The organism is Gilliamella sp. CG35, assembly GCF_046635745.1.
GTDB lineage: Bacteria > Pseudomonadota > Gammaproteobacteria > Enterobacterales > Orbaceae > Gilliamella > Gilliamella apicola_I.
The window spans coordinates 19,420-42,716 of record NZ_JBIDFH010000015.1; the positions used below are offsets into that span (position 1 = coordinate 19,420).

20 protein-coding genes are annotated in these 23,297 nt (G+C 35.5%); 8 read left to right on the plus strand and 12 right to left on the minus strand.

Annotated features, from left to right (window positions below):
• Positions 1–106: 106 nt before the first annotated feature.
• Both ACGH4F_RS07840 and ACGH4F_RS07845 read right to left on the minus strand, forming a co-directional pair.
• Complete coding sequence (locus tag ACGH4F_RS07840) at positions 107–661, minus strand: YbhB/YbcL family Raf kinase inhibitor-like protein (protein WP_411590744.1); 555 nt, start codon at positions 659–661, stop codon at positions 107–109.
• 87 nt (positions 662–748) lie between these two features.
• Positions 749–1,360, minus strand: coding sequence for a riboflavin synthase subunit alpha (locus ACGH4F_RS07845; protein WP_267351897.1), 612 nt, complete (start codon positions 1,358–1,360; stop codon positions 749–751).
• Positions 1,361–1,667: 307 nt separating this feature from the next.
• Between ACGH4F_RS07845 and crcB the strand changes: the two genes are divergently transcribed.
• Together crcB and ACGH4F_RS07855 are read left to right on the plus strand one after the other, a co-directional pair.
• A complete protein-coding gene (crcB, locus tag ACGH4F_RS07850) occupies positions 1,668–2,045 on the plus strand; it encodes a fluoride efflux transporter CrcB (protein WP_267351896.1) in 378 nt (125 codons plus the stop codon).
• Between the two features lie 109 nt (positions 2,046–2,154).
• Positions 2,155–2,553: a cell division inhibitor SulA gene (locus ACGH4F_RS07855; protein ID WP_267351895.1), complete on the plus strand. Its 399-nt coding sequence runs from the start codon at positions 2,155–2,157 to the stop codon at positions 2,551–2,553.
• Positions 2,554–2,810: 257 nt separating this feature from the next.
• On the opposite strand, the gene plsY is transcribed toward ACGH4F_RS07855, so the two are convergent.
• The 3 genes from plsY to ACGH4F_RS07870 form a co-directional block, all read right to left on the minus strand.
• Positions 2,811–3,407: a glycerol-3-phosphate 1-O-acyltransferase PlsY gene (gene plsY / locus ACGH4F_RS07860; RefSeq protein WP_267351893.1), complete on the minus strand. Its 597-nt coding sequence runs from the start codon at positions 3,405–3,407 to the stop codon at positions 2,811–2,813.
• 163 nt (positions 3,408–3,570) lie between these two features.
• Positions 3,571–6,411 (minus strand): excinuclease ABC subunit UvrA, encoded by a 2,841-nt coding sequence (gene uvrA / locus ACGH4F_RS07865; protein ID WP_411590790.1) that lies wholly within the window; start codon positions 6,409–6,411, stop codon positions 3,571–3,573.
• 372 nt (positions 6,412–6,783) lie between these two features.
• Entirely contained in the window at positions 6,784–7,254 is a 471-nt protein-coding gene (locus tag ACGH4F_RS07870; protein ID WP_411590747.1) for a YhcH/YjgK/YiaL family protein, read from the minus strand.
• Positions 7,255–7,664: 410 nt separating this feature from the next.
• Here ACGH4F_RS07870 and ACGH4F_RS07875 point away from each other — a divergent pair, with 410 nt between their 5' ends.
• Positions 7,665–8,030, plus strand: coding sequence for a nuclear transport factor 2 family protein (locus ACGH4F_RS07875; RefSeq protein ID WP_267360047.1), 366 nt, complete (start codon positions 7,665–7,667; stop codon positions 8,028–8,030).
• Positions 8,031–8,257: 227 nt separating this feature from the next.
• Here ACGH4F_RS07875 and guaA read toward each other — a convergent pair whose 3' ends face one another.
• On the minus strand, positions 8,258–9,841 hold the full coding sequence (gene guaA, locus ACGH4F_RS07880; RefSeq protein ID WP_267351889.1) for a glutamine-hydrolyzing GMP synthase: 1,584 nt from the start codon (positions 9,839–9,841) through the stop codon (positions 8,258–8,260).
• Between the two features lie 319 nt (positions 9,842–10,160).
• On the opposite strand from guaA, the gene ACGH4F_RS07885 reads away from it, so the two are divergent.
• Both ACGH4F_RS07885 and ACGH4F_RS07890 read left to right on the plus strand, forming a co-directional pair.
• Entirely contained in the window at positions 10,161–10,592 is a 432-nt protein-coding gene (locus ACGH4F_RS07885; RefSeq protein WP_411590749.1) for a hypothetical protein, read from the plus strand.
• Positions 10,593–10,595: 3 nt separating this feature from the next.
• Positions 10,596–11,060, plus strand: a complete 465-nt coding sequence (locus ACGH4F_RS07890) for a MarR family winged helix-turn-helix transcriptional regulator (RefSeq protein WP_411590750.1) — start codon at positions 10,596–10,598, stop codon at positions 11,058–11,060.
• A gap of 240 nt (positions 11,061–11,300) precedes the next feature.
• Here ACGH4F_RS07890 and ACGH4F_RS07895 read toward each other — a convergent pair whose 3' ends face one another.
• The 4 genes from ACGH4F_RS07895 to ACGH4F_RS07910 all read right to left on the minus strand — a co-directional run bounded on the left by ACGH4F_RS07895 (position 11,301) and on the right by ACGH4F_RS07910 (position 19,073).
• Positions 11,301–14,618 (minus strand): autotransporter outer membrane beta-barrel domain-containing protein, encoded by a 3,318-nt coding sequence (locus ACGH4F_RS07895; protein ID WP_411590752.1) that lies wholly within the window; start codon positions 14,616–14,618, stop codon positions 11,301–11,303.
• Between the two features lie 128 nt (positions 14,619–14,746).
• Positions 14,747–15,223: a toxin-activating lysine-acyltransferase gene (locus tag ACGH4F_RS07900; RefSeq protein WP_267360053.1), complete on the minus strand. Its 477-nt coding sequence runs from the start codon at positions 15,221–15,223 to the stop codon at positions 14,747–14,749.
• A gap of 424 nt (positions 15,224–15,647) precedes the next feature.
• Positions 15,648–17,798, minus strand: coding sequence for a phosphate acetyltransferase (pta, locus tag ACGH4F_RS07905; RefSeq protein ID WP_267351884.1), 2,151 nt, complete (start codon positions 17,796–17,798; stop codon positions 15,648–15,650).
• Between the two features lie 69 nt (positions 17,799–17,867).
• The gene (locus tag ACGH4F_RS07910) at positions 17,868–19,073 is read right to left on the minus strand and encodes an acetate kinase (RefSeq protein ID WP_411590754.1); all 1,206 of its coding nucleotides are present in this window, start codon (positions 19,071–19,073) and stop codon (positions 17,868–17,870) included.
• 193 nt (positions 19,074–19,266) lie between these two features.
• Here ACGH4F_RS07910 and yfbV point away from each other — a divergent pair, with 193 nt between their 5' ends.
• The 3 genes from yfbV (at position 19,267) to cysK (ending at position 21,448) form a co-directional block, all read left to right on the plus strand.
• Complete coding sequence (gene yfbV, locus ACGH4F_RS07915) at positions 19,267–19,722, plus strand: terminus macrodomain insulation protein YfbV (protein ID WP_411590756.1); 456 nt, start codon at positions 19,267–19,269, stop codon at positions 19,720–19,722.
• Between the two features lie 11 nt (positions 19,723–19,733).
• Positions 19,734–20,246: a primosomal replication protein PriC gene (gene priC / locus ACGH4F_RS07920; protein ID WP_411590758.1), complete on the plus strand. Its 513-nt coding sequence runs from the start codon at positions 19,734–19,736 to the stop codon at positions 20,244–20,246.
• A 236-nt stretch (positions 20,247–20,482) separates the two neighbouring features.
• Positions 20,483–21,448 (plus strand): cysteine synthase A, encoded by a 966-nt coding sequence (gene cysK, locus ACGH4F_RS07925; RefSeq protein WP_411590760.1) that lies wholly within the window; start codon positions 20,483–20,485, stop codon positions 21,446–21,448.
• Positions 21,449–21,532: 84 nt separating this feature from the next.
• Here the strand turns inward: cysK and ruvB are convergent, their stop codons facing one another.
• Positions 21,533–22,534: a Holliday junction branch migration DNA helicase RuvB gene (ruvB, locus tag ACGH4F_RS07930; RefSeq protein ID WP_411590762.1), complete on the minus strand. Its 1,002-nt coding sequence runs from the start codon at positions 22,532–22,534 to the stop codon at positions 21,533–21,535.
• 13 nt (positions 22,535–22,547) lie between these two features.
• Positions 22,548–23,156, minus strand: a complete 609-nt coding sequence (gene ruvA / locus ACGH4F_RS07935; protein ID WP_065558172.1) for a Holliday junction branch migration protein RuvA — start codon at positions 23,154–23,156, stop codon at positions 22,548–22,550.
• Positions 23,157–23,297 lie beyond the last annotated feature (141 nt).

Sequence of the window (23,297 nt, forward strand, 5' to 3'; positions counted from 1 at the left end):
AATGTTGATTTTGTATACTTTTGGTTTGATTAGTTGATTTCGATATTATCAAACTTTTATATTCAATCACTAATAAAAGACTTCATATTGAAGAGTAACTTTCTCATCAACGACCGTAATTGAAGGTAATGGATGCTTTAGCGATTTGATGCGAATTGATGATAAAACCAACTAAAGCTGGCGTTGTTTTATCATCAACATTGATATTGTCTATATCAAGTGCATAGAGTGTAAATTGATAACGGTGATTAGAGTTTTCTGGTGGGCAAGGTCCGCCATAATTAGCCGTACCAAAATCATTACGAACTTGCTGACTTCCCTTAGGCAATAAATCAATATTATTACCAGCTGATTGCTTTAACGCTGTCGCATCGACCGGAATATTGATAACCGTCCAATGCCACCATCCTGATCCGGTTGGCGCATCTGGATCATACATGGTTAATGCCAAACTTTTTGCTTCTTTAGGTACATTATTCCATTCAATGCTAGGCGATAGGTTTTTACCCTGACAACCAAATTGATTATAAATAAATTGATCTGTAAAACCATTTTTATTTAAATCAGGACTGGATAGCTGCATTTCAGATGCATAACTGTAACTAGTGAATAACAATAATACTCCGTAAAACAAGGGTTTCAATTTGGTAGAATGACGCATGTTTACTCCTTATATTTTAAATGAATAAAATAAATAACTAACTTATTGACTAATCGGCAGTTTACATCACAATGTTCTATTTCAACCTCATTTAAACTTAGTTGCTAATACTCGCTCAACCGTATCAACTATCGCTTGAGTTTGTGAATCAATTTCTATATTGACTTTATCACCAACTTTTTTATTTTTAAACGTTGTTATCGCTAATGTTTCGGGAATAAGGTGAATTTTAAAACGATTTTCATCTACTTCGCCCACCGTTAAACTAGCCCCATCAATGCCGATAAAACCTTTATATAAAACATACTTTATAAACTGTTTGGGTAGTGTAAGTTGCATCTGGCAATTGGTTGCCGTTTTTTGAATATCAACAATCGTTGCTGTACAAGAGATGTGTCCAGACATGATATGTCCACCGACTTCATCGCCATATTTTGCACTGCGTTCAATATTAACGTAATCATTCAGTTTTTTATCGCCTAATGTGGTTAAAGCTAGCGTTTCTTGCATGATATCAAATGAGACCCAATCATCTGCAAAACCTGTTACCGTTAAACAACATCCATCATTCGCAATCGAAGCACCAATTTCAATATTTTGCGTTAGCTGACTTGGAAGTTTAACTTTATAAGTTCGTAATTTATCTTGATCGTTAATATCAATTATTTGACCAACACCCTGTACAATACCCGTAAACATATTATTTCCGTTTGAATCTTTTGAGATCTCCATTTTATCGTAATCTAATAATAAATTTCTATGTTTATCATTCATTCCTTAACAAATCAATTTAATCGGTTAAGATTGATTTGAATAACTTATGTTAAGTACTATTAGAGATACCCTAAGAACTCTATTTTTTTGATACCCTATTGAAACTCAGTGTTTAAGCAGCGTTATTAGAATTTGTTATACAAAAACTAGTCAATATTCATTAAGTCATTTTATAATGACATTCTCATTCACTGAGTAAAGATCATTTCTCAAATTTTATTAAGGATTGTTGATGCTAAAACTTATTTTAGCCATTTCATTCGGTTCTGTAGCGGGTGGTTTACTTCGCTGGTTTTTATCACTTAAATTCAATGTGGTTGCCTTTACTATTCCAATCGGAACACTATTATCTAATTTAATTGCTGGCTATATTATTGGTTTTGCCATCGCTTTTTTTAATCATTCTAATCTTTCCCCTGAATGGCGTTTATTAATCGTCACGGGTTTTTGTGGTGGTTTATCAACTTTTTCTACTTTTTCGGCTGAAATTGTTAATTTATTGCAGGAAGGCAGAGTAACATGGGCATTAGCGACAATAGGTATCCATGTTGTTGGCTCGGTATTGATGACTTTTTTAGGCATTTGGACTTATCAATATTTTCGTTCTTGATCGCTTTGTTAGCCTAATAATTGATTAGCCTAACATAACATAAAAAATATTTACAACCTTAAAATACTGTATTAATATACACTGTATATTAATACAGTTAGAGGTCATTATGCTTATTGAACAATCATCACAACAAATTATGGCGTTTGAGTTTGAATCTCCTTTTCAGCAAGTATTACAACAACAGCGACCGTTATTACGTTCATTTAATAAAGCAAAAAAATGGCAGCTTTGGTTATCCGATAGACCGATGTTAAAGCGATCTTGGGTTAACTTTGCCGGTTTAGATAAGCAAAAAGTAATCCATATCACCAATATAAAAAATGAAAATCTGGTATCAACGATTGAAAAAGCCTTACAAAATAAAACGTGTAGTTATGTCGTTGCTTGTATTAAGCAGCTTAATGAACAAGATAAAATACGTTTGCATAACGCGGTGTTAGCCAGTGATACAACGTTATTTTTGGTCAATGATGAATCCAAAGAGCAATATACTCAATACCATTAAACTGAAAAGATGATTATTTTTGGATAAGTTAAGTTAAAAGGAAAGTGATAACACCAATTAATTCGATGAAGAATCAATCATCATCAATGTACGTGTTCTTTTTTCGAGAATTTTATTGAAATTGATACTTTTTTAGACGAATTTCTAACTGATAATCATCAAGTAATAATTTGTGAAGTTAACAACTCATTTTTCATCGCTATCGTCATGTCAATACTGTTATGTTAACCGTTCTGAATCCGACTGATGCCATTAAATTACAGTTTTAATCGCTTTAAGCTTTTTGGTTCTTCACCTTTTAATAAACGCATAATATTACTACTATGGCGAACAATAATGAGGCAAGAAAGCATAGTTACCGGTAAGGTCAACTCAGGTTTAAACAACCAAACATAAAATGGCGCCATAAGAAACCCGATAATAGCTGCAACTGATGAGTAGCCCGTTATCAATAAGGTTATTAGCCAAGTCAGTATAAAACATCCTGTAAAATCAAGTCCAATCGGTGCCATCATCCCTAATGCTGTCGCAACCCCTTTACCGCCTTTAAAATGAAAAAAACAGGGGAAAATATGCCCAAGACAAGCAGAAATGCCAATAATACCTAAAAAGAAGGGCGATATTCCTATTCGATACGCCAGATACACAGGTAGCGTACCTTTGAACATATCAAAAATTAAGACAACAATAGCAGGTAGTTTACCATTAATTCGTAGGATATTGGTTGCCCCAGGATTGTGAGAGCCATGCGTTAAGGGGTTGGGCAATTTCATAGCATGACTAACTATCATAGCACCTGACAATGAACCACAAAGATAGGCGATGATGATCATCGCTAAGATTTCTAATGACAAAAGCCCCTCCCTAGATGTACCTATTTTCTGATTATTATATCGATAAAAAGTTAAACTAATTCAATTAATGAACTTTTTATCGATGTTTATTAATAGAGAAATAAATAAAAGTGGGGAGTTGCCTCCCGTCCTTTTTAATCCTTTAATCAAAATTGACTCTATTTTACTTTCTTTTTTGTTTATCTAATAGTGGTTTTAAATATTGACCCGTGTAAGATATTTTCGATTTTGCAACCTCTTCTGGTGTACCTTCGGCAATAATTTCACCGCCACCATTCCCCCCTTCTGGCCCAAGATCCACGATCCAATCAGCGGTTTTGACGACATCTAAATTATGTTCAATGACGACAATAGTATTACCTTTATCACGTAAAGTATGCAATTGCGCAAGTAATTGTTTAACATCGGCAAAATGCAAACCAGTCGTTGGCTCATCTAAAATATAGAGCGTACTACCTGTGTCACGTTTTGATAGTTCTTTGGCTAATTTAACTCGCTGAGCTTCCCCACCCGATAATGTCGTTGCCGATTGACCAATAGTAATGTAAGCCAAACCAACATCAATCAAGGTTTGTAATTTTCGAGAGATCATTGGAACCGCATCAAAAAATTCACGCCCTTCTTCAACGGTCATATTTAAAATTTCGTTAATAGATTTACCTTTGTATTTGATCTCAAGCGTTTCACGATTATAGCGTGCACCATGACATTGATCACATGGCACATAAATATCAGGTAAAAAGTGCATTTCAACTTTAATTAAGCCATCGCCTTGACAAGCCTCACAACGTCCACCTTTTACATTAAAGCTAAATCGCCCCGGATTGTACCCTCTGGCTCGTGCTTCAGGTACTCCTGCATAAAGCTCACGAATCGATGTAAAAAATCCGGTATAAGTAGCAGGATTTGAACGTGGTGTTCGTCCAATCGGACTTTGATCTATCGCGATAACTTTATCAAAAAAGTTAAGACCTTTAATGGATTTATAAGGTGCAATATCACTTTTTTCAGCACCATTGAGTTCATTTTGAGCGAGTGGGTATAAAGTATCATTAATTAAAGTGGATTTGCCCGATCCCGATACCCCAGTGATACAGGTAAACAGTCCGACCGGAATATTTAACGTGACATCTTTAAGATTATTACCCGTTGCCCCGATTAGCGATAACATCCGTTTTTTATCAACTTTGGTACGCGTTGCGGGGATTTCGATTTTTTCTTTACCGGATAAATATTTTCCTGTTAGCGATGCATTATTTTCCATGATTTGTTTAGGTGTTCCTTGAGCCACAACTTCGCCCCCGTGAACCCCTGCCCCCGGACCAATATCAATCACGTAATCGGCAGCCATAATCGCTTCTTCATCGTGTTCAACCACAATGACGGTATTACCTAAATCACGTAAATGAGTCAATGTATCAATTAAGCGAGTATTATCACGCTGATGTAGACCGATAGAAGGCTCATCAAGTACATACATTACGCCAACTAAACCGGCACCGATTTGACTGGCTAAGCGAATACGTTGCGCTTCACCGCCGGATAAGGTTTCTGCCGAACGTGATAACGTTAAATAATTAAGTCCAACATTGATTAAAAACTGTAATCGGTCATTAATTTCTTTCAGAATTTTTTCTGCAATTTGGGCACGTTGGCCGGTTAATACTAAGTTGTCAAAAAATTCTTTTGCTTGTTGAGTACTTAAATCACTAATCGTTGGTAAATTTGTATCGTTAATAAATACATGTCTTGCTGTTGTACATAACCTTGATCCATGACAACATGGACATGGGCGGTTACTGATGTATTTAGCTAATTCTTCACGAATCGTTTGTGATTCGGTTTCTTTATAGCGACGCGTTAAGTTATTTATGATACCTTCAAAAGTATGTTTTCGTTTAACCACATCACCACGATCATTAGTATAAACAAAGGTAATTTCGGTACTACCCGAACCATTTAATAAAATATCTTTTATTTTTTCAGGTAATTTTTCGTAAGGCTTATCAATATCAAATTTATAGTGATCCGCCAAAGATTTTAACATCTGAAAATAGTAAAAATTACGACGATCCCAGCCTTTTATTGCGCCCGCAGCTAACGAAACTTCAGGCATTTGTACAATGCGTTTAGGATCAAAGTACTGTTGAACACCTAAACCATCACATTCGGGACAAGCACCCGCTGGATTATTAAATGAAAATAAACGAGGTTCCAACTCAGAAATGCTGTAACCACAAATTGGGCAGGCAAAATTAGCCGAAAATATTTTTTCTTCAGCTTTTGGATCATCCAAATTAGCTACTTTAACTATACCATTGGTAATGGATAGTGCTGTTTCAATCGATTCTGCCAGACGTAGTTTTAAATCATCACGAATACGAAAACGATCGACAACAACTTCAATAGTATGTTTTTTTTGTAATTCAAGTTGTGGAGGATCAGATAAATCATAGACATCACCGTCTACCCTTACCCGTATATAACCGCTTGCAGAAAGCTGTTCAAAAAGCTTAACAAATTCCCCTTTACGTTCGGTCACCACTGGTGCAAGTAGCATATATCGATTTTCAGCCGGTAATGCCATAATGCTATCGACCATTTGCGATACGGTTTGCGCTGCTAACGGTAAATTATGATTTGGACAACGAGGCTCTCCTATTCGGGCAAAAAGTAACCTGAGATAATCATAAATTTCAGTAATCGTACCGACCGTTGAACGTGGATTATGCGATGTAGATTTTTGTTCAATTGAAATCGCTGGTGATAATCCTTCAATGTGATCAACATCGGGTTTTTCCATTAATGATAAAAACTGTCGTGCATAGGCGGATAATGACTCGACATAACGCCGTTGCCCTTCTGCATAAAGCGTATCAAATGCTAATGAAGATTTACCAGAACCTGAAAGCCCGGTAATAACGACAAGTTTATCGCGTGGAATAATGACATTAATATTTTTTAAGTTGTGCGTTCTCGCACCTCGAATATCGATATCTTTAATTGACATAGATCTCTTCTTAAGTATGTTTTTTGTACAATTCAAATGAAAATTTAACTGTATATTATACCAGTGATGAGTGATGAAATATAGTACTAATTCACCGTTGATGAGTTTATGGGTTTTACGGTTCTTTTATTAACGCTAACAAATTTATCAATAAAATTCAATGAGCAAAATATCATAATGAGTTTTATCGTACTCCGTTAATGCCAGAACATTTAAGCATAATGTGCCAGTTAACCGACTTTTCGAAGTAAGCATTGAAAATAGATGTTCACTATTTATTAAACTCATTTGCTTGGATGCAATTTTGGCAACTATGTCATAGTATATGCGCTAAATTCATCTCAATTTAGCGCAATGATTCCTAAATTAAAGATGATCTAAGGCTATTTTGATGACCACTTTACGAACAGTATTAATGTTATTGTTTATTGCACACAAAGGTTTATGGACTTCATTAGGAAAAAAAACAATGAAATCGTTTGAATGCAAAACCAGTAATGTTTCTTCCTTCGGGGTTTCAACAAATGCAATATCGTTAGTAGTAAGTTGATCATCGAGCCTGTTAGTGTAAGGTGGTAAAGTATTAATCGCCATTCCCTCTTGACCGTTTAATACAATTTGCACATCAATATATTTTTGATGATATTCAGGGTTAGCCTTGTCAATGTGACGAGTTGAACTATCAGATAGCATAAAAAATATCTTATCACCGTCAATGTCATAACGCCCTATAGGCGTATTTTGATTGACATTATCTTTGATATATTCAATCGATTGCTTTATTTTGGCAGGCAAATAAGGGACTAAATTTAAATGGTTAATATTACCTAAAATCATATTTGATAATCCTTCATAAATGAAACATTACTGATATCACAAATACACAGCATTTGTTTAAGTATATACTTATCCAATACATTTTAATAGATAGACTATGATAGCCTTTAGACTTTTTTGATGCCTATGACGAATGCTTTATATTGATAAAATAATTAGTTATTGTGTTAAGTTATCGCAGTAAGATTAAAATGACCTAATATGGTCGACTTTAGACTAATCGAGTTTAAACAGAAATCGTGACATTTGATTAAGGAGGTGGTATAACACTAACAGCCATTTATTATTTACAGTCTTTATCATTATCATATCCATTTTTTAATACACAATAGCTATTCAGATCTTCTTCTTTTCTTAATAAATCATTAATTTCAATAGAATGTATGTCTTTCTAACAAAAGGTAACTATGATGAAAAATAAAGAATTGATCGAAAATTATTACAAAGATGTTTTTATTAACGGTAATGTGGATAAAATTCCTCATTATGTATCAGAAAACTATATTCAACATAATCCTCAGGTTGAAGATGGTCAAGCAGGATTTATTAAATTTTTCAAAGAGTTTATTAAAACTAAACCCAAACTCGATATTGTCAACATCAGTTGTGAAGCGAATATGGTTTACGTATTTTATAAATGTTCCCTACCAGACGGTACTGTAAATAAAGTATGTGATATTTATCGTGTCGAAGGCAATAAGATCGTTGAACATTGGGATGTCATTGAGTCCCATGTAGAAAAAGTAAAATCGGTTAATAAAAATAGTTTATTTTAGTTCATTTTATGGGATAAACATGACAACCTTATCTTGGTTGGGTTTAAAGGATAAGGTTGTAATTAGACATTAAGCACGCATTTTTAATCATCAACGATAATAAGACAATTTCTCTACCCAAATGACTGTTATACTGTTTGTAATCAGCAGATTGGAAAATACTACAGCAAAAAACAGCGCTTTATCAGCGCTGATATTTCGATTATGCTGGATTATTAAGTTATTTTTTATTCCCACTCAATCGTCGCTGGCGGTTTACCGCTGATGTCATAAACAACGCGAGATATTCCGTTTACTTCATTAATGATCCGATTTGATACTCGTCCTAAGAAGTCATATGGCAGATGTGCCCAGTGAGCGGTCATAAAGTCGATAGTCTCAACTGCACGTAACGAGACAACCCAGTCGTATTTACGCCCATCCCCCATTACGCCGACTGAACGTACCGGTAAAAATACGGTGAAAGCTTGGCTGACTTTGTGGTATAGGTCGGCTTTATACAGTTCTTCGATAAAGATCGCATCAGCTTGACGGAGTAAGTCACAATACTCTTTTTTCACTTCGCCAAGTACTCGAACGCCTAAACCCGGTCCAGGGAATGGATGACGATATAACATGTCATATGGTAAACCTAACTCTAACCCAACTTTACGTACTTCATCTTTAAAAAGTTCTCGTAGTGGTTCCACTAACCCCATTTTCATCTCTTCTGGCAAACCACCGACATTATGATGCGATTTAATCACATGTGCTTTACCGGTATCAGCTGCCGCAGATTCGATCACATCAGGATAAATAGTACCTTGTGCTAACCATTTCACATCTTTGAGTTTTGCCGCTTCTTCATCAAACACAGCGACAAATTCACGCCCTATAATCTTGCGTTTAGCTTCGGGATCGGCCTCCCCTTTTAGGGCTGCTAAAAAGCGGTCTTCGGCATTCACGGCTATAATATTTAACCCAAATTTATTGCCGAACATGTCCATAACTTGTTGCGCTTCGTTCAAACGTAATAAACCATGATCGACAAAAACACAGGTCAGCTGATCACCAATGGCTTGATGGAGTAATAATGCCGTAACAGAAGAGTCAACGCCACCCGATAACCCTAGTAATACTTTATCTTTGCCGACTTTTTCTTTTATTCGGGTAATTGCATCGGTAATAATAGAAGATGGTGTCCATAGTTTTTCACAATGACAAATATCGATTACAAACCGTTGGAGCAATTCAAACCCTTTTATTGTATGAGTGACTTCGGGATGAAACTGAACGCCATAAAATTGCTTTTCATCATTAGCCATGATGGCAAATGGGCAGGTTTCTGTTCGACCAATGACCGTAAAACTATCCGGTAAAGTTGTGACTTTATCACCATGACTCATCCAGACATCAAGTTGATCTATACCATCGTTGTTAGTACTATCTAAAATGCCGTCAGTTAATTTTGAGCGTCCGATAATGTCGACTTTAGCATAACCAAACTCACGTTGATTTGAACCGGTGACTTGTCCACCTTGACCAACTTGAATTGCCATAGTTTGCATACCATAACAGATACCTAAAACAGGCACACCTGCGTTAAAAACATATTCGGGGGCTCTTGGGCTATTTTGTGCTGTCGTACTTTCTGGACCACCCGATAAAATAATCCCTTTAGGATTGAATTGTTTAATTTTTTCTTCCGATACATCCCACGGCCAAAGCTCACAATAAACACCAATTTCACGAATCCGACGTGCAATTAATTGGGTAACTTGTGAACCAAAATCAAGAATTAAAATACGTTGCTGGTGGATGTCATTTTTCATCAAATTTGTTCCTAAACTATGGTCTATTACAAAATCAAGGTGGTATTGTATCATTTACCGACTAAATTGAACGGATTAAATAAAAAAACAATTGTAAATATTTTACCTTTGCAAGTTTCAATATATCCTGATACGGCATTTTATTTTGTTAATAAAACGACAATCCTTATATGAATTAGTCAGATCTTAATTATTTTCTTTTTGAATTAACCAACTGATTTTAATAATGAATATAATTTTTTTTAATACAATAAAATTTCTTTACTTATTTAATAAGTATACTTATAATATGCAGACTTATTAAAACGAGGAAAAAACGATGAATACTATTTCAATTTCTTTTGTACTACCAACAAAGGCTACACCATCTAAAATATGGCCATACTATACTGATCTTAATTTCAGAAAATTATGGGAAACCGATCTTGAAGATTTTCGTATCACGGGCGAGTTAAAAACCGGTTCTAAAGGTATTTTTAAATTACAAAATATGCCAGAAATGGACGTGACGTTATCTAAAATAATTAATGAACAAGAATTTACCGAACAATTTGATATGCCTGACATAGGTTTACTCTATTTTTCACATCAAATTACTGAATTATCGCATAATCAATATGCATTAAAATCTGAAATTTCATTAAAACCGGATCCGAAAATGGATACTCATGCATCTTATAATTTTATTAAACAGATTTCGGATGATATTATTGATAAAACATACAAATTAAATAGGTTAGTTGAAGGGTAAGTTATGGCAAAGGACAATAAGTTTTTGACGCAATTCCAATCTGATTCAGACTCTGTTGGTTTTCTTTTTATGAAAACTTATTCGTCCTGGCATACAAATATAAAAAATTGTTTAAAAAAACAGTCTATCACACATCCCCAATTTATTGTGCTAGCGACCCTAGCTTATTTATCTCAATATCCTGATGAGATAACACAAGTTATTCTATCCCATAAAACGAATATTGATGTCATGACTATTTCTCAAATATTAGAGAATTTAGAGAAAAAAGATTACATTAAACGCACTTGTTCAATCAAAGATAGTCGTGCAAAATCAATTGTATTAACACAAAAAGGGCTTGATAAGGCAAATGAAACCGTTCCTTTAGTTGAACAAATGGATCAAGAATTTTTTTCAATATTAAAAGAGGATAAAAAGCACTTTATGACGATGCTTTTAACGCTCTTAAAAAACCGAACTGATTGAAGAATAGCTTGAGTTAAAAATTTAAGTATTTGCTGTTATTAGCTATTCATTATGATTATTGAGTTATCTTGCTGCAAACTTAGTTGATTAATAAGTCTAAAAAAATCAATATTTTCATTATTTAACCACAATGTTTAGATAAAAAATATACGTAATGCTAAACAAGCCATTACGTATAAGATGAGTGTAACATAGATAACACTTTGAAGCTAAATCATAATTTACATTATTAATTGACACTTACCATTTATGTTCAATACCGATATTTCCTCGATAACCTTGCCGTTTGGTATTTCCAAAATCGTGTTCGTAGCGAGCATCGCCATAAAGATAAGTCTTTTCAAATAAAGGCGTTTTTAACCCAACGCCCAATTCTCCCCATGTACGAGCATAATTTTCACGCAGTTTATCTCTACCTATGGTAACTTGGCTTGGCTTGATAAAGTCATGCAGAATATTACCAATTGCATAGAATGTGGTATGCTGCTCAACTGTTGCTTGGTTATTATTACCCAAACGAATACCGATTCTACCCCGTAATAGATCCTGATTATTTTGATCAACACGACGATATTTATCTTTAAAACTATCTAAATCAACATATTGGTACACTAATTGAACTTGAGGCTCAACTATCCAATAGTCTTTATCAAGATCATTCTGATTTATTTTAAAGGTGTGCCCAGCTTCAGCCGAAATGGCAAATGCCCACCCATTTTGAGTATGTGGATTATTACCATTACGAGCTTCATATTTATTACGTAAATAGGAAAACTGTCCAACTAAATCTAAATAGTTATTCTCTACTGAAAAATAAGTATTGGTTAATCCCAAGCTCAATGATTCTGATTTGCCTTTTCCTGTTCGTTTATGATGATCAATTATTCCATGTACAGCTCGATATTTATCGGAAAAGTCGGTATGCGCTTTGCTATAGGTTAAATAGATACCTGTATAATTATGACTTCCATCATCACTTACATTATTCAGCAAATCATGACCAAATTGGAATCCATATATATCGCTCTCTAAATTTAATCGATCTTTACCATCTTGTTTTATGTGTTTGCCTAAAATCCTACCCCAAGTTTCACTTAAAAACTCTTCACAAGTATTACAATTGGCTAAATCAAAATTGGTGTATTCTCCCCGACGTTCATGTAAAGAACCAATACTTAAAAATCCTTGTTCCTGATTGACTCTCGCCATAGCAACATATCCTGCTACCGGACTGGCAAAAATGGGTTTAGGTTTAATTGTCGGCGTCGGCGTCGGCGTCGGCGTCGGTGGCGTCGGTGGCGTCGGTGGCTCTGGCGTCGGTGGCTCTGGCGTCGGCGGTTCTGGCGTCGGCGGTGGTGGCGGCGGCGGCGGTGGCGGCGGCGGTGGTGGCGGCGGCGGCGGTGGTGGTGGTGTCGTACCTGCTTGCATAGTCCAGAAATATTCGTCACCATCAGCTGTTTGACGTTTTGCTAGTTGAATTTCAGTCGCGCCGTTTGTGTGCGCTTCACCATGAAAATTAAGTTCATTTTTACTTTGTCCTACATAAATCACGGGAACAGTATTTATCACTGCGTCAATTTGGCTTATATTACCATCAATCACGTTTTCTGTGCCATTCGCATCTATCGGTATCACTTTAGTCCAACCAGATGCAGTACCTGTGATTTTTAACACATCAGATTGTGAATTCATCGCATAAGTATCGCTGGCATTATTCCACGATGTGTTCAATCTTATTTGAGCATCATTAGATCCGGTATAGTTACCATCGATAGTTAATATATCATTATATTTTTGATGAGAGGAATTATCTAAATTAATAATGCCTGAATTGCTATAAACATCAGCTTGTACGATAAAATCATTACCACCATCATCATTATAAGCTGCATTGATTGTTCCACCAGATTCAATTAGAATCGTATTTAATTTTGATATATTATCATTACCTTTTTTTTGCAAATTCCAACGAAAGTCATTAGCTAAATCTAACCAAACTCCTGGTTCTTTATTTATATCAAGAATTTGACCCTCCTTCTCTTTTACTTGCCCTTTGGAAATTAACCCAGTCATACTTCCTTTACCATAAGCATAAAAGCTGACAGAGGAAACTTCATAGTCATCATGTCCTTGTTCAACACCGTTAGCATCATACGTATTAGAAAAAAATTGATAATTAGGTGCTGTGTAATTACCGCTGACGTTGAGAATATAGCCGTCTTGATTAGCATGGAGATCGGTTTCATCACCCATAATTGTAAAATTAACATTTTGTTGACCTTGATCAACAAAAATTAAATCTTTGCGTGCAACAGAACCTTCAATTACGGGATCAGCACTTGTTCCTGTTGTGGTAAATATTGCATTATTTAAACTGATACTCATATTGTGTGATGCAGCTTGTTCAAATTGTCCACTTGAAGTCGCATCATCATGGGTACCAATTTCCAATGCATAACCATTGGTTTTAATGATCGTTTTACTATTATCAAAATTTGCTGTTAATGAAGAATTCCTAACCATTTTGATACCACTACCATTTAAAGCGTTAGTGGTATCAATAGTCAACTCCCCATGTGATTCTAAAATACCTGGCCCCTCACCTGTATTACGGGTTTTACCCAGTTTAATCCCCACACTATCCCAGTTTAACCTTGAGCTATCATTACCTTTATTAATGATGATAGTGTTTTTCTCTCCTTTCAAAATTACTTTTGGGGTTAACTGACCGTTTCGGCCTTTATTTTCTGCAACCCCATGATTGGTTGGATTGCCCGAAACATAAATACCGATTGAGCGATTTCCCGTTAATGTCATATCTAAATTATCATTGATAATAACTTGTCCTGCAGAACCATCGCCTGAATTATCATAGGCTCCTTGAATTGCTCGAATACCGTTATTTAAAATTGGCTGGGTTTTGCCCCCCTTTGCTGTTTGATTAATTTTCAAACTATCCACTGTGATGGTACTGTATTTACCATTATACGTATCTCTCTCACCGGCATTAACTGACGAACCAGCTAATAAACCATAAGAAGCAACCGTACCACTTGAATTGCCACCACGCGTATAGTTATCATTGATATTTAATTCCACATTTTTTGCAGTCAGATTAACATTGTGATAAGTGGCAAGACCTAGCATGTTACCGTTGTTATTCAATGTAAAATTTAAATTACCTGCATTAATTGATCCGCCCGACACGCCATAGGTATATTGATTAGCCAGACCGGTGTAATCACCGTTTACATTGGCGGTAAGCGTTGTATCACCGACATTGAGTTGTTCATGTAATCGGCTTCGAGTGAGAATATAAAAACTGGCATTACCCGATTGGTTAACGGTCGCTGGGTTAATATTATTACAGCTTGGGCTATTTTGACCGACCAAATAAGAGCCATCGGCACTGGCGGTACAGTCTAAAGCAAACGAAGAAGCAGAGGTAACTAAAACACTTAATGTTATCATTGCTTTACTTGCTCGTCGTACTAATTCAGAACACACTATAGTAGTACCCGTGATAACATTAAATTTCGTTTGATAAATTTGGTTCATATTAATTTCCTTCAAATTAACGATAAAAAATAAGTACGACAACAAATTACTATCGAGAATGACAACGATTTAATTAAGAACCATCTGAAACTATAGAGAAAAAACAGATTTAAACTGCATATTAATGATTAGCACTGAACTTTTTTAACGACTGTTTCTGTTTTTGACTTGTGATAGCCAAAAAAGCAAAGATTATTTTTTAGGACTTTTTTTCCTAACGATTTGGTTAGTAACACTTCATGCAGTCCAAATGGGCAAAAAAAAGATAATATCCACAAGCGTGTAGATTCCATTGGCTGATTGCATTGAACAAAATTGATATAAGGTTTTTTTTTGTTTAAATAGAGTTGCTCTTGTTCTCGGTTGAGATAAGCCCAATTTAAATAACCTAGCGGTTGGTTGTTGTGAATAAATAGAGCAAAATTTTTAGACTGAATGATAGGTAACAAAACGGTTAAAGCGGAGTTTAATTCCGCTTTTTTGTATTCAGGGTTTCGATTCCATAACCAGATCATAGCCCCTAATACCTCAGCTTCATTCCATGAGGTGTCATGATATAAACTCGGTGCAATAATTCTAATCAAGTCTTGCTCAAGACTTTTCATGTAGCTTTACCTTTGTTAACATTTATATACAATTGTATTACATAAAAGATAAAAATTCATCAATTTATTTTTTATAAAAAAATAATTAAGATTGATAATCAATTCAAGGCATTAATTAATTTTTAATCAGTTATGAGATGAAGAGTGAATTGAAATTTTTTTGTTAAAACAGTATGAATTATCTTAGAATTGTTTTTATATTTTATTCTTGTGTCTCTACTCCCCTTTATATTGTAAAATTTAATTTAAAAAAACTGAGTATTGACTCTTATTATAGTCAATTAAAACACTTTTTTTGACCAATCAAATAACATTAATGAAATAGCGTTAATGGAGTCGATAAAAAAGCGTGTGATAAAATCAATGCATATAAAAAAAGGTGATGTTACTCACCTCTTTTTTATATTAAAATAACCGATATAAATTAGTTATTTGCATTTTGTTCTTGCGCTGATTGGATCGCCGTTAATGCAATGGTATAAACAATATCATCCACTAATGCACCACGAGACAAGTCATTAACTGGTTTACGCATACCTTGAAGCATAGGACCAATTGAAACAAGATCAGCAGAACGTTGTACGGCTTTATAAGTCGTGTTACCCGTATTAAGATCTGGGAAGATAAATACGGTTGCTTTACCTGCAACTTGAGAATTAGGTGCTTTCGATTTAGCCACATCAGGCATGACAGCAGCATCATACTGTAAAGGCCCGTCGATCATGAGATCTGGACGTTTTTCTTGAGCAATTCGGGTTGCTTCTTTCACTTTTTCAACATCAGCACCTTGACCTGAACTACCGGTTGAATAAGAGATCATTGCAACTCTTGGTTCAATACCAAAGGCAATAGCAGTATCAGCAGATTGAATCGCAATTTCAGCCAGTTCTTGCGCATTCGGATCTGGATTAATTGCACAGTCACCGTAAATATATACTTGGTCAGGCATTAACATAAAGAATACTGAGGAAACTAAAGAACTACCCGGTGCCGTTTTAATTAATTGCAATGGTGGGCGAATTGTATTTGCCGTGGTATGCACTGCACCAGACACTAAACCGTCAACTTCGTTTGCTTCAAGCATCATGGTTCCAAGCACAACGTTATCAGCCAATTGTTCTCGCGCAATCACTTCGGTCATGCCTTTGTTTTTACGTAACTCAACTAAACGCGGTACATATTTTTCACGAATATTTTCAGGATCGACGATTTCAACGCCTTCACCCAATGTCACTCCCTGTGAAGCAGCAACTTTACGCACATCATCTGGATTACCAATTAACACACATTTTGCAATTCCACGCTCTGCACAAATAGCGGCTGCTTTAACTGTTCTTGGTTCATCACCTTCAGGTAATACCACCACTTTTTTCGCATTCCGTGCAAGTTCAGTTAATTGATAACGGAATGCAGGAGGAGATAAGCGACGAACAGAATTCACTACTTGGTTTAGCGATTTGATCCAATTGCTATCAATGTGGTCAGCAACAAAGTTTTGCGTGTTTTCCATGCGCTCTTTATCATCAACAGGAATTTCTAAATTAAACTGTTGTAAACAGATTGAAGTTTGGAATGTATTGGTTTTTACCGTAAATACCGGTAAACCTGTATCAAATGCAGGTTGGCATAATTTATAGATTTTTTCATCTATATCATAACCACCTGTTAATAATACCCCTCCAATTGCCACACCATTCATTGCGGCTAAACTGATTGCAACTAAAACATCAACACGGTCAGCTGATGTGACAAGTAATGCATTTGGTTGTAAATGATTAACAATATTTGGCACACTGCGAGAACAAAATGAGATGTGTTTTATACGACGGTTTTTGATCTCACCTTCATTAATGATTTTTGCATCAAAATGTTTGGCAATATCAATTGCACGACATGCACTTAAATCCATATTCCAAGGAATGCAGCCAAGTACCGGTAAAGGACTGTGCGCATTTAAATCGTCGATTGTGATTTTTTTATCATCAAATTTTGGTGTATGATAAATTTCTGCCACATCTGGACGTGCAAGGCTTTGTTCTTCAACGGGAGCATTCACTTTATTGACAATAACACCTACGATTTTTTCATTTTTAATACCGCCAAAATTAGAACGTGCAATTTCGATTCGTTCTTTTAATTGTTCTGGAGTATCTTTACCCATATTAACAACAAAAATAATCTCAGCACCTAATGTTTTAGCAATATTATTATTTAGTTCGTTAGCAAAAGGATAATCACTGGTAGGCACAATCCCTTCAACTAAAACAACATCTGCACCTTTGGTATTTTCAGCATAAAGCGCGACAATTTCTTCCATTAACACATCTTGTTGATTTAAACCTAATAGATTTTCAACATGGCTCATTTTTAGTGGTTTTAAAGCTGGTATAGATGTGTTGCTGCTTACTAAAGTGGTGGTGTTATCGGGCGCATCCCCACCTGCTCTTGGTTGAGCAACAGGTTTGAATACATTTAAGTTAATTCCTTGACGCTCCATTGCTCGAATAACACCAAGACTCACACCTGTTAACCCGACGTTTGTTCCGGTTGGGATTAGCATAATAGTACGAGACATAATCAATTTCCTCTTAATTCTTTATTAAATATAAAAACAAACCGCCATAAAGGCGGTTTTATTTGTCTTTTAAGCAGTTAGACGCGCAGCATCTTGAGCAATGACGAGTTCTTCATTTGTAGGAATAACCATTGCAATTGCTGAACCATCTTTAGTGATTGTGCCGCCTTTACCAAAACGAGCAGCTAAATTGCGTTCTTGGTCAAGTTCAAATCCTAAAATTGATAATTTTTGAAGCGCCATGCGACGAACTTCTTCTGCATTTTCACCGATACCACCTGTAAAGATAATCGCATCTAAACGACCATCTAATAACATTGCATATCCACCAATGTATTTGACTAAACGATGTACAAATACATCTAGGGCATTTTTCGCATTTTCATCAGTGTCATAGTGATCTGTCACATAACGGCAATCGCTACTTACACCAGTTAAACCTAATAAACCTGATTTTTTATTTAACAAGTTATTGATATCAGCAACAGACATTTTTAAGTTGTCGTGTAAGAAGAACATAATTGCAGGGTCGATATCGCCACTGCGAGTTCCCATGACTAAACCTTCTAATGGAGTTAGCCCCATTGAGGTTTCAACACATTTACCATTTTTAACTGCTGTGATTGACGCACCGTTACCTAAGTGACAAGTGATCACATTGGTTTGATCAACTGGTTTATTTAATAATTTTGCCGCTTTACGGCTAACATAGTAATGACTTGTACCATGAGCACCGTAACGGCGAACACCATGTTTGGTGTATAATTCGTTAGGAATTGCATATAAATAAGCTTCTTTTGGCATGGTTGTATGGAATGCCGTATCAAACACAGCCACATTTTTATTTTTCAAATGAGGAAATGCTGCAAATGCTTCACGAATACCGATTAAATGCGCTGGATTATGTAATGGTGCAAATGCCGCTGCTTCTTCAATTCCTTTTAGAACAGAATCATCAATTACAACTGATTGCGTGTATTTTTCGCCACCGTGAACGATTCGATGCCCAATAGATTTAATACTATCTAATAATTCTGGTTTTTGTGGGAAGATGCTATTAACAATAAATTTAATTGCTTCGCTATGTGCAGCTCCTGCGCCTAAAGATGCTTCGTTTTTACTTCCATCAAGTTTCCACTTAATGCGTGCATCAGGAAGATTAAAACATTCAGCTAACCCAGATAAAAATTCATCGCCATTTTCAGGATTGATAATAGCAAATTTTAAAGATGAGCTTCCGCAATTTAGAACAAGAACATTGTTACTTGACGACATAGTAATTCCTATAAATTGAATAAAAAGATATATACCAATCAAAATTGGTAACTCTACACATGATTTAATAATCGATGTGAATATACAAGGTGACTTCTGATATTCTGCATTTTAAGATAAAATAAAGAAAGCCCCTAATTGGATGGCACTATTTTAAGACAATAATAGGTGAATGTCGAGGAATCACAAATTTATGAATTTAGTTAAGGCATTTAAGACTGGTCAACGATATATGGAACTTTGTCCAAAAGATAAAGCACTTTCGTATTCATTTCCCGAATTAAAAATCATAAACCACATAAAAACCGCGAAGAAGTATTTACCCCCAATAATTATTGCGTTAGCTGTTTGGCAATATTATATGCCAGCACAATTAGCGGTGACGATTATCGCAATCTTGTTTGCGTTAAGTTTACCTGTTCAGGGTATCTATTGGTTAGGCAAGCGTTCACAATCTCCGTTACCACTCAATTTAGTCGATTGCTATAATCATATTCAATCAAAACTAATTGAAAAAAAAATTTTGGTAGAAAATAAAGAAACGAACGAAAAATTAACCTTCGAATCATTTATGAAGCTGATAACTTTATCAAAAAAGCATTTTGGCAATTACTTTGCTCAAGATGATAGTTCAGAAACTCATTTTTAAGATCAAAATAAATGCAGAAACGGCTGGCATCACTAAAAAAACAAATTGATATACTTGAACAACAAGTCAATATATCTGAACAACAAAATTATCAAGAACACTATTTTGATGAACACTTATTTAATACTACCAAAATCAATACGGATAACACTTTTTATTTAGAAAAAATCAAACAAACTTTTCAAGCTTTAGTCAATAATGTGATGAATCAAAAAGATGAACAAATTGTCTATTTGTCTGAAATGTTAGTTAATCAAATCACCGCCCTCACCCGTGAATTAGCGACGCATCAACTTCGTAAAAAAGAAGAATCTAAACTTTCAATTCAAGAAACACTCTCTGAAAAACATTGTCGCCATTTAGATTATTTGCGTCGATTGCAAGAAATGAAATATGAGTTATTACTTTCTGCTGAGTCAATCGATCCAATCAAGATTGCAACACTGGATAATCGTATTTATCGGTGTGAACAAGCGATCAAAAACATTGAACAGGAATTAGATACGGAAAGCGGTATTTATTAAAAAAATGCCAATGCACAAGAAATGAACATTGTTGACTTCGATGAACTTTTTAAATAATCGCTAAATCAACGTCTTGATTTATTGCATTAGTCCTTTGATCAAACATATAGCTAAAATGCATAATGTTATAATGAATAATTAGTATCATCTTTTTGAGTTCTATTTATAATATTAGCTATGATTAGCGATAATGTTCCAATGCTATCCCTTTCTAATATTTTAATAAGGATTTATTCATGGGTAAGATATTTGATGATAATTCTCAAACTATTGGTTATACACCTCTTGTTCGTTTAAAGCATTTTGGTCATGGTAATATTTTAGCTAAAGTGGAGTCACGCAATCCCAGTTTTAGTGTTAAATGTCGTATAGCTTCAAATATGATTTGGGATGCGGAGAAGCGTGGTTTATTAACGCCGGATGTTGAATTGATTGAACCCACCAGCGGTAACACAGGTATCGCATTAGCAGCCGTTGCCGCAGCGCGTGGTTATAAATTAACGTTAACCATGCCTGAAAGCATGAGCATTGAGCGACGAAAATTGTTGAAAGCATTAGGTGCAAATTTAGTTCTAACAGAAACGTCAAAAGGAATGAAAGGCGCCATTGAAAAGGCTGAGGAAATGGTAGCAAGTAATCCCAAACGTAATATTATGCTACAACAATTTAGCAATCCAGCCAATCCCGAAATTCATGAAAAAACAACCGGGCCTGAAATTTGGCTTGATACTGATGGAAAGATAGATATTTTTGTCGCAGGGGTAGGAACAGGCGGAACATTTACAGGCGTAACACGTTACATTAAAAATACCCAAGGTCGAAATATTACGGCGGTTGCGGTCGAACCAAGCCAGTCACCTGTAATCACTCAAGCACTTGCTGGCGAACCGCTTAAACCAGGGCCACATAAAATTCAAGGTATTGGAGCGGGTTTTATTCCGGCTAATTTGGATTTGAGTTTAATTGATTTAGTGGAAAAAGTATCGAATGAAGAAGCGATCGAAACTGCGCGCATTTTAATGGAAAAGGAAGGAATTTTGGCGGGAATCTCTTCAGGAGCAGCAGTTTTTGCCGCTGATAGATTGGCTAACTTACCGGAGAATAGCAATAAAACCATTGTGGTAATATTACCTTCATCAGGTGAACGTTATTTAAGTACTGACTTATTTAGCGGGATTTTTACCGAAAAAGAATTAGGATGACTTAAAATAAAAGATACCGTCAATTGACGGTATTTAATCCATTTAATTTAGAGATCTATTAATAATTTAAACTGATTAAAATCGTTATTCGTAAATAATGCCAAAATGCCGATAAGCATGCGGTGTTGCAATTCTGCCCCTTGGTGTTCTTTGAATATAACCTTGTTGAATTAAAAAAGGCTCAAGCACATCTTCAATCGTTTCTCGCTCTTCGCCAATTGCAGCAGCAATATTATCTAAACCAACCGGACCACCCATAAATTTTTCAATAATAGCTAGCAATAATTTGCGATCCATATAATCAAAACCTTCATTATCGACATCGAGCATATCGAGTGCTTGGGTCGCTATTTTTTCATCGATAATACCTTTTGATTTTACATCAGCATAATCTCTGACTCGACGTAACAAACGGTTAGCTATTCGAGGGGTACCTCGTGAACGTTTAGCAATTAAATGAGCCCCTTCACAGGATAAATCCATACCCAAAAATTTGGCACTTCGACTAACGATATATTCCAGATCTTCGACACGATAAAATTCAAGGCGTTGTACGATTCCAAAGCGATCACGTAATGGCGATGTTAACGAACCAGCTCTTGTTGTCGCACCAATAAGGGTAAAAGGAGGAAGATCAATTTTTATTGAACGTGCAGCAGGGCCTTCACCAATCATAATGTCTAGTTGATAATCTTCCATTGCCGGATATAAGATTTCTTCAACGACTGGCGATAATCGATGAATTTCATCGATAAAAAGGACATCATTAGGCTCTAAATTAGTTAACATGGCAGCAAGATCACCCGCTTTTTCTAAAACTGGACCAGAGGTAGTGCGCAAATTAACACTCATCTCATTAGCAACAATATTTGCTAAGGTTGTTTTACCCAGCCCAGGAGGGCCAAAGATAAGAACATGATCGAGTGCATCACTACGCTGTTTTGCGGCTTGAATAAAAATTTTCATTTGCTCACGCACATGAGGTTGCCCGATATATTCATCCAGATACTTGGGACGAATTGCACGATCTAGAGACTCTTCTTCTTTTTGAGCTTGTGGAGCTATTAAACGATCCGCTTCAATCATAATGCTTACCTTTTTATAACGCTGATTTTAATGCTTCACGTATAAGCGTTTCACAATCCATTTCAGGCTTGATAACTTTACTGATTATACGGCTGGCCTCTTGTGGCTTATAGCCTAAAGCAATAAGGGCGGAAACAGCTTCACTTTCAATTTGATTTGAGGATTTTTTGATATTGCCAGTTTCAACAATGGTCATTGAGTCAGATAATTCTTCACCAAAGCGTTTAACACGATCTTTCATTTCCACAATTAATCGTTCTGCCGTTTTAGTCCCCACGCCCGGTAATTTAACCAGCGTTTTGATTTCACCTTGTTCAACCGCCACGATAAATTGTTGAGCCGACATTCCTGATAATATTGCCAATGCTAATTTTGGTCCAACGCCATTCACTTTGATCAATTCACGAAACAATTCGCGTTCTTGTTCATGATTAAATCCATATAATAATTGGGCATCTTCACGAACAATCAGATGTGTTAAAACGATAACTTCTTGACCATTGTTGGGTAATTCATAAAAACAGGTCATGGGCATAAAAACATTGTAACCGACACCGCCCACATCAATAAGCACTTTGGGTGGCTGTTTTTCTATAATGATTCCGCGTAAACGACCTATCACAATTAATCCTTAATATTGAGTGTTATCAGATTTATCAATGACATGTAACAATGAAAAAAGAATAATTACTCAATCAAATACAGTATTAATGAGTAAAGTGTATGTTGTCATTGATATCGAGTGTATAAACTATTGTTGTTT

Excerpts from the sequence above, each read along its gene's own strand:
- ACGH4F_RS07895 (WP_411590752.1), bottom strand. The coding sequence starts at position 14,618 with ATGAACCAAATTTATCAAACGAAATTTAATGTTATCACGGGTACTACT.
- ACGH4F_RS07840 (WP_411590744.1), bottom strand. The coding sequence starts at position 661 with ATGCGTCATTCTACCAAATTGAAACCCTTGTTTTACGGAGTATTATTG.
- ACGH4F_RS07910 (WP_411590754.1), bottom strand. The coding sequence starts at position 19,073 with ATGTCGTCAAGTAACAATGTTCTTGTTCTAAATTGCGGAAGCTCATCT.
- crcB (WP_267351896.1), top strand. The coding sequence starts at position 1,668 with ATGCTAAAACTTATTTTAGCCATTTCATTCGGTTCTGTAGCGGGTGGT.
- ACGH4F_RS07875 (WP_267360047.1), top strand. The coding sequence starts at position 7,665 with ATGAAAAATAAAGAATTGATCGAAAATTATTACAAAGATGTTTTTATT.
- pta (WP_267351884.1), bottom strand. The coding sequence starts at position 17,798 with ATGTCTCGTACTATTATGCTAATCCCAACCGGAACAAACGTCGGGTTA.
- ACGH4F_RS07885 (WP_411590749.1), top strand. The coding sequence starts at position 10,161 with ATGAATACTATTTCAATTTCTTTTGTACTACCAACAAAGGCTACACCA.
- ruvB (WP_411590762.1), bottom strand. The coding sequence starts at position 22,534 with ATGATTGAAGCGGATCGTTTAATAGCTCCACAAGCTCAAAAAGAAGAA.
- cysK (WP_411590760.1), top strand. The coding sequence starts at position 20,483 with ATGGGTAAGATATTTGATGATAATTCTCAAACTATTGGTTATACACCT.
- ACGH4F_RS07870 (WP_411590747.1), bottom strand. The coding sequence starts at position 7,254 with ATGATTTTAGGTAATATTAACCATTTAAATTTAGTCCCTTATTTGCCT.
- ACGH4F_RS07855 (WP_267351895.1), top strand. The coding sequence starts at position 2,155 with ATGCTTATTGAACAATCATCACAACAAATTATGGCGTTTGAGTTTGAA.
- guaA (WP_267351889.1), bottom strand. The coding sequence starts at position 9,841 with ATGAAAAATGACATCCACCAGCAACGTATTTTAATTCTTGATTTTGGT.
- ACGH4F_RS07890 (WP_411590750.1), top strand. The coding sequence starts at position 10,596 with ATGGCAAAGGACAATAAGTTTTTGACGCAATTCCAATCTGATTCAGAC.
- ACGH4F_RS07900 (WP_267360053.1), bottom strand. The coding sequence starts at position 15,223 with ATGAAAAGTCTTGAGCAAGACTTGATTAGAATTATTGCACCGAGTTTA.
- yfbV (WP_411590756.1), top strand. The coding sequence starts at position 19,267 with ATGAATTTAGTTAAGGCATTTAAGACTGGTCAACGATATATGGAACTT.
- priC (WP_411590758.1), top strand. The coding sequence starts at position 19,734 with ATGCAGAAACGGCTGGCATCACTAAAAAAACAAATTGATATACTTGAA.
- ACGH4F_RS07845 (WP_267351897.1), bottom strand. The coding sequence starts at position 1,360 with ATGTTTACGGGTATTGTACAGGGTGTTGGTCAAATAATTGATATTAAC.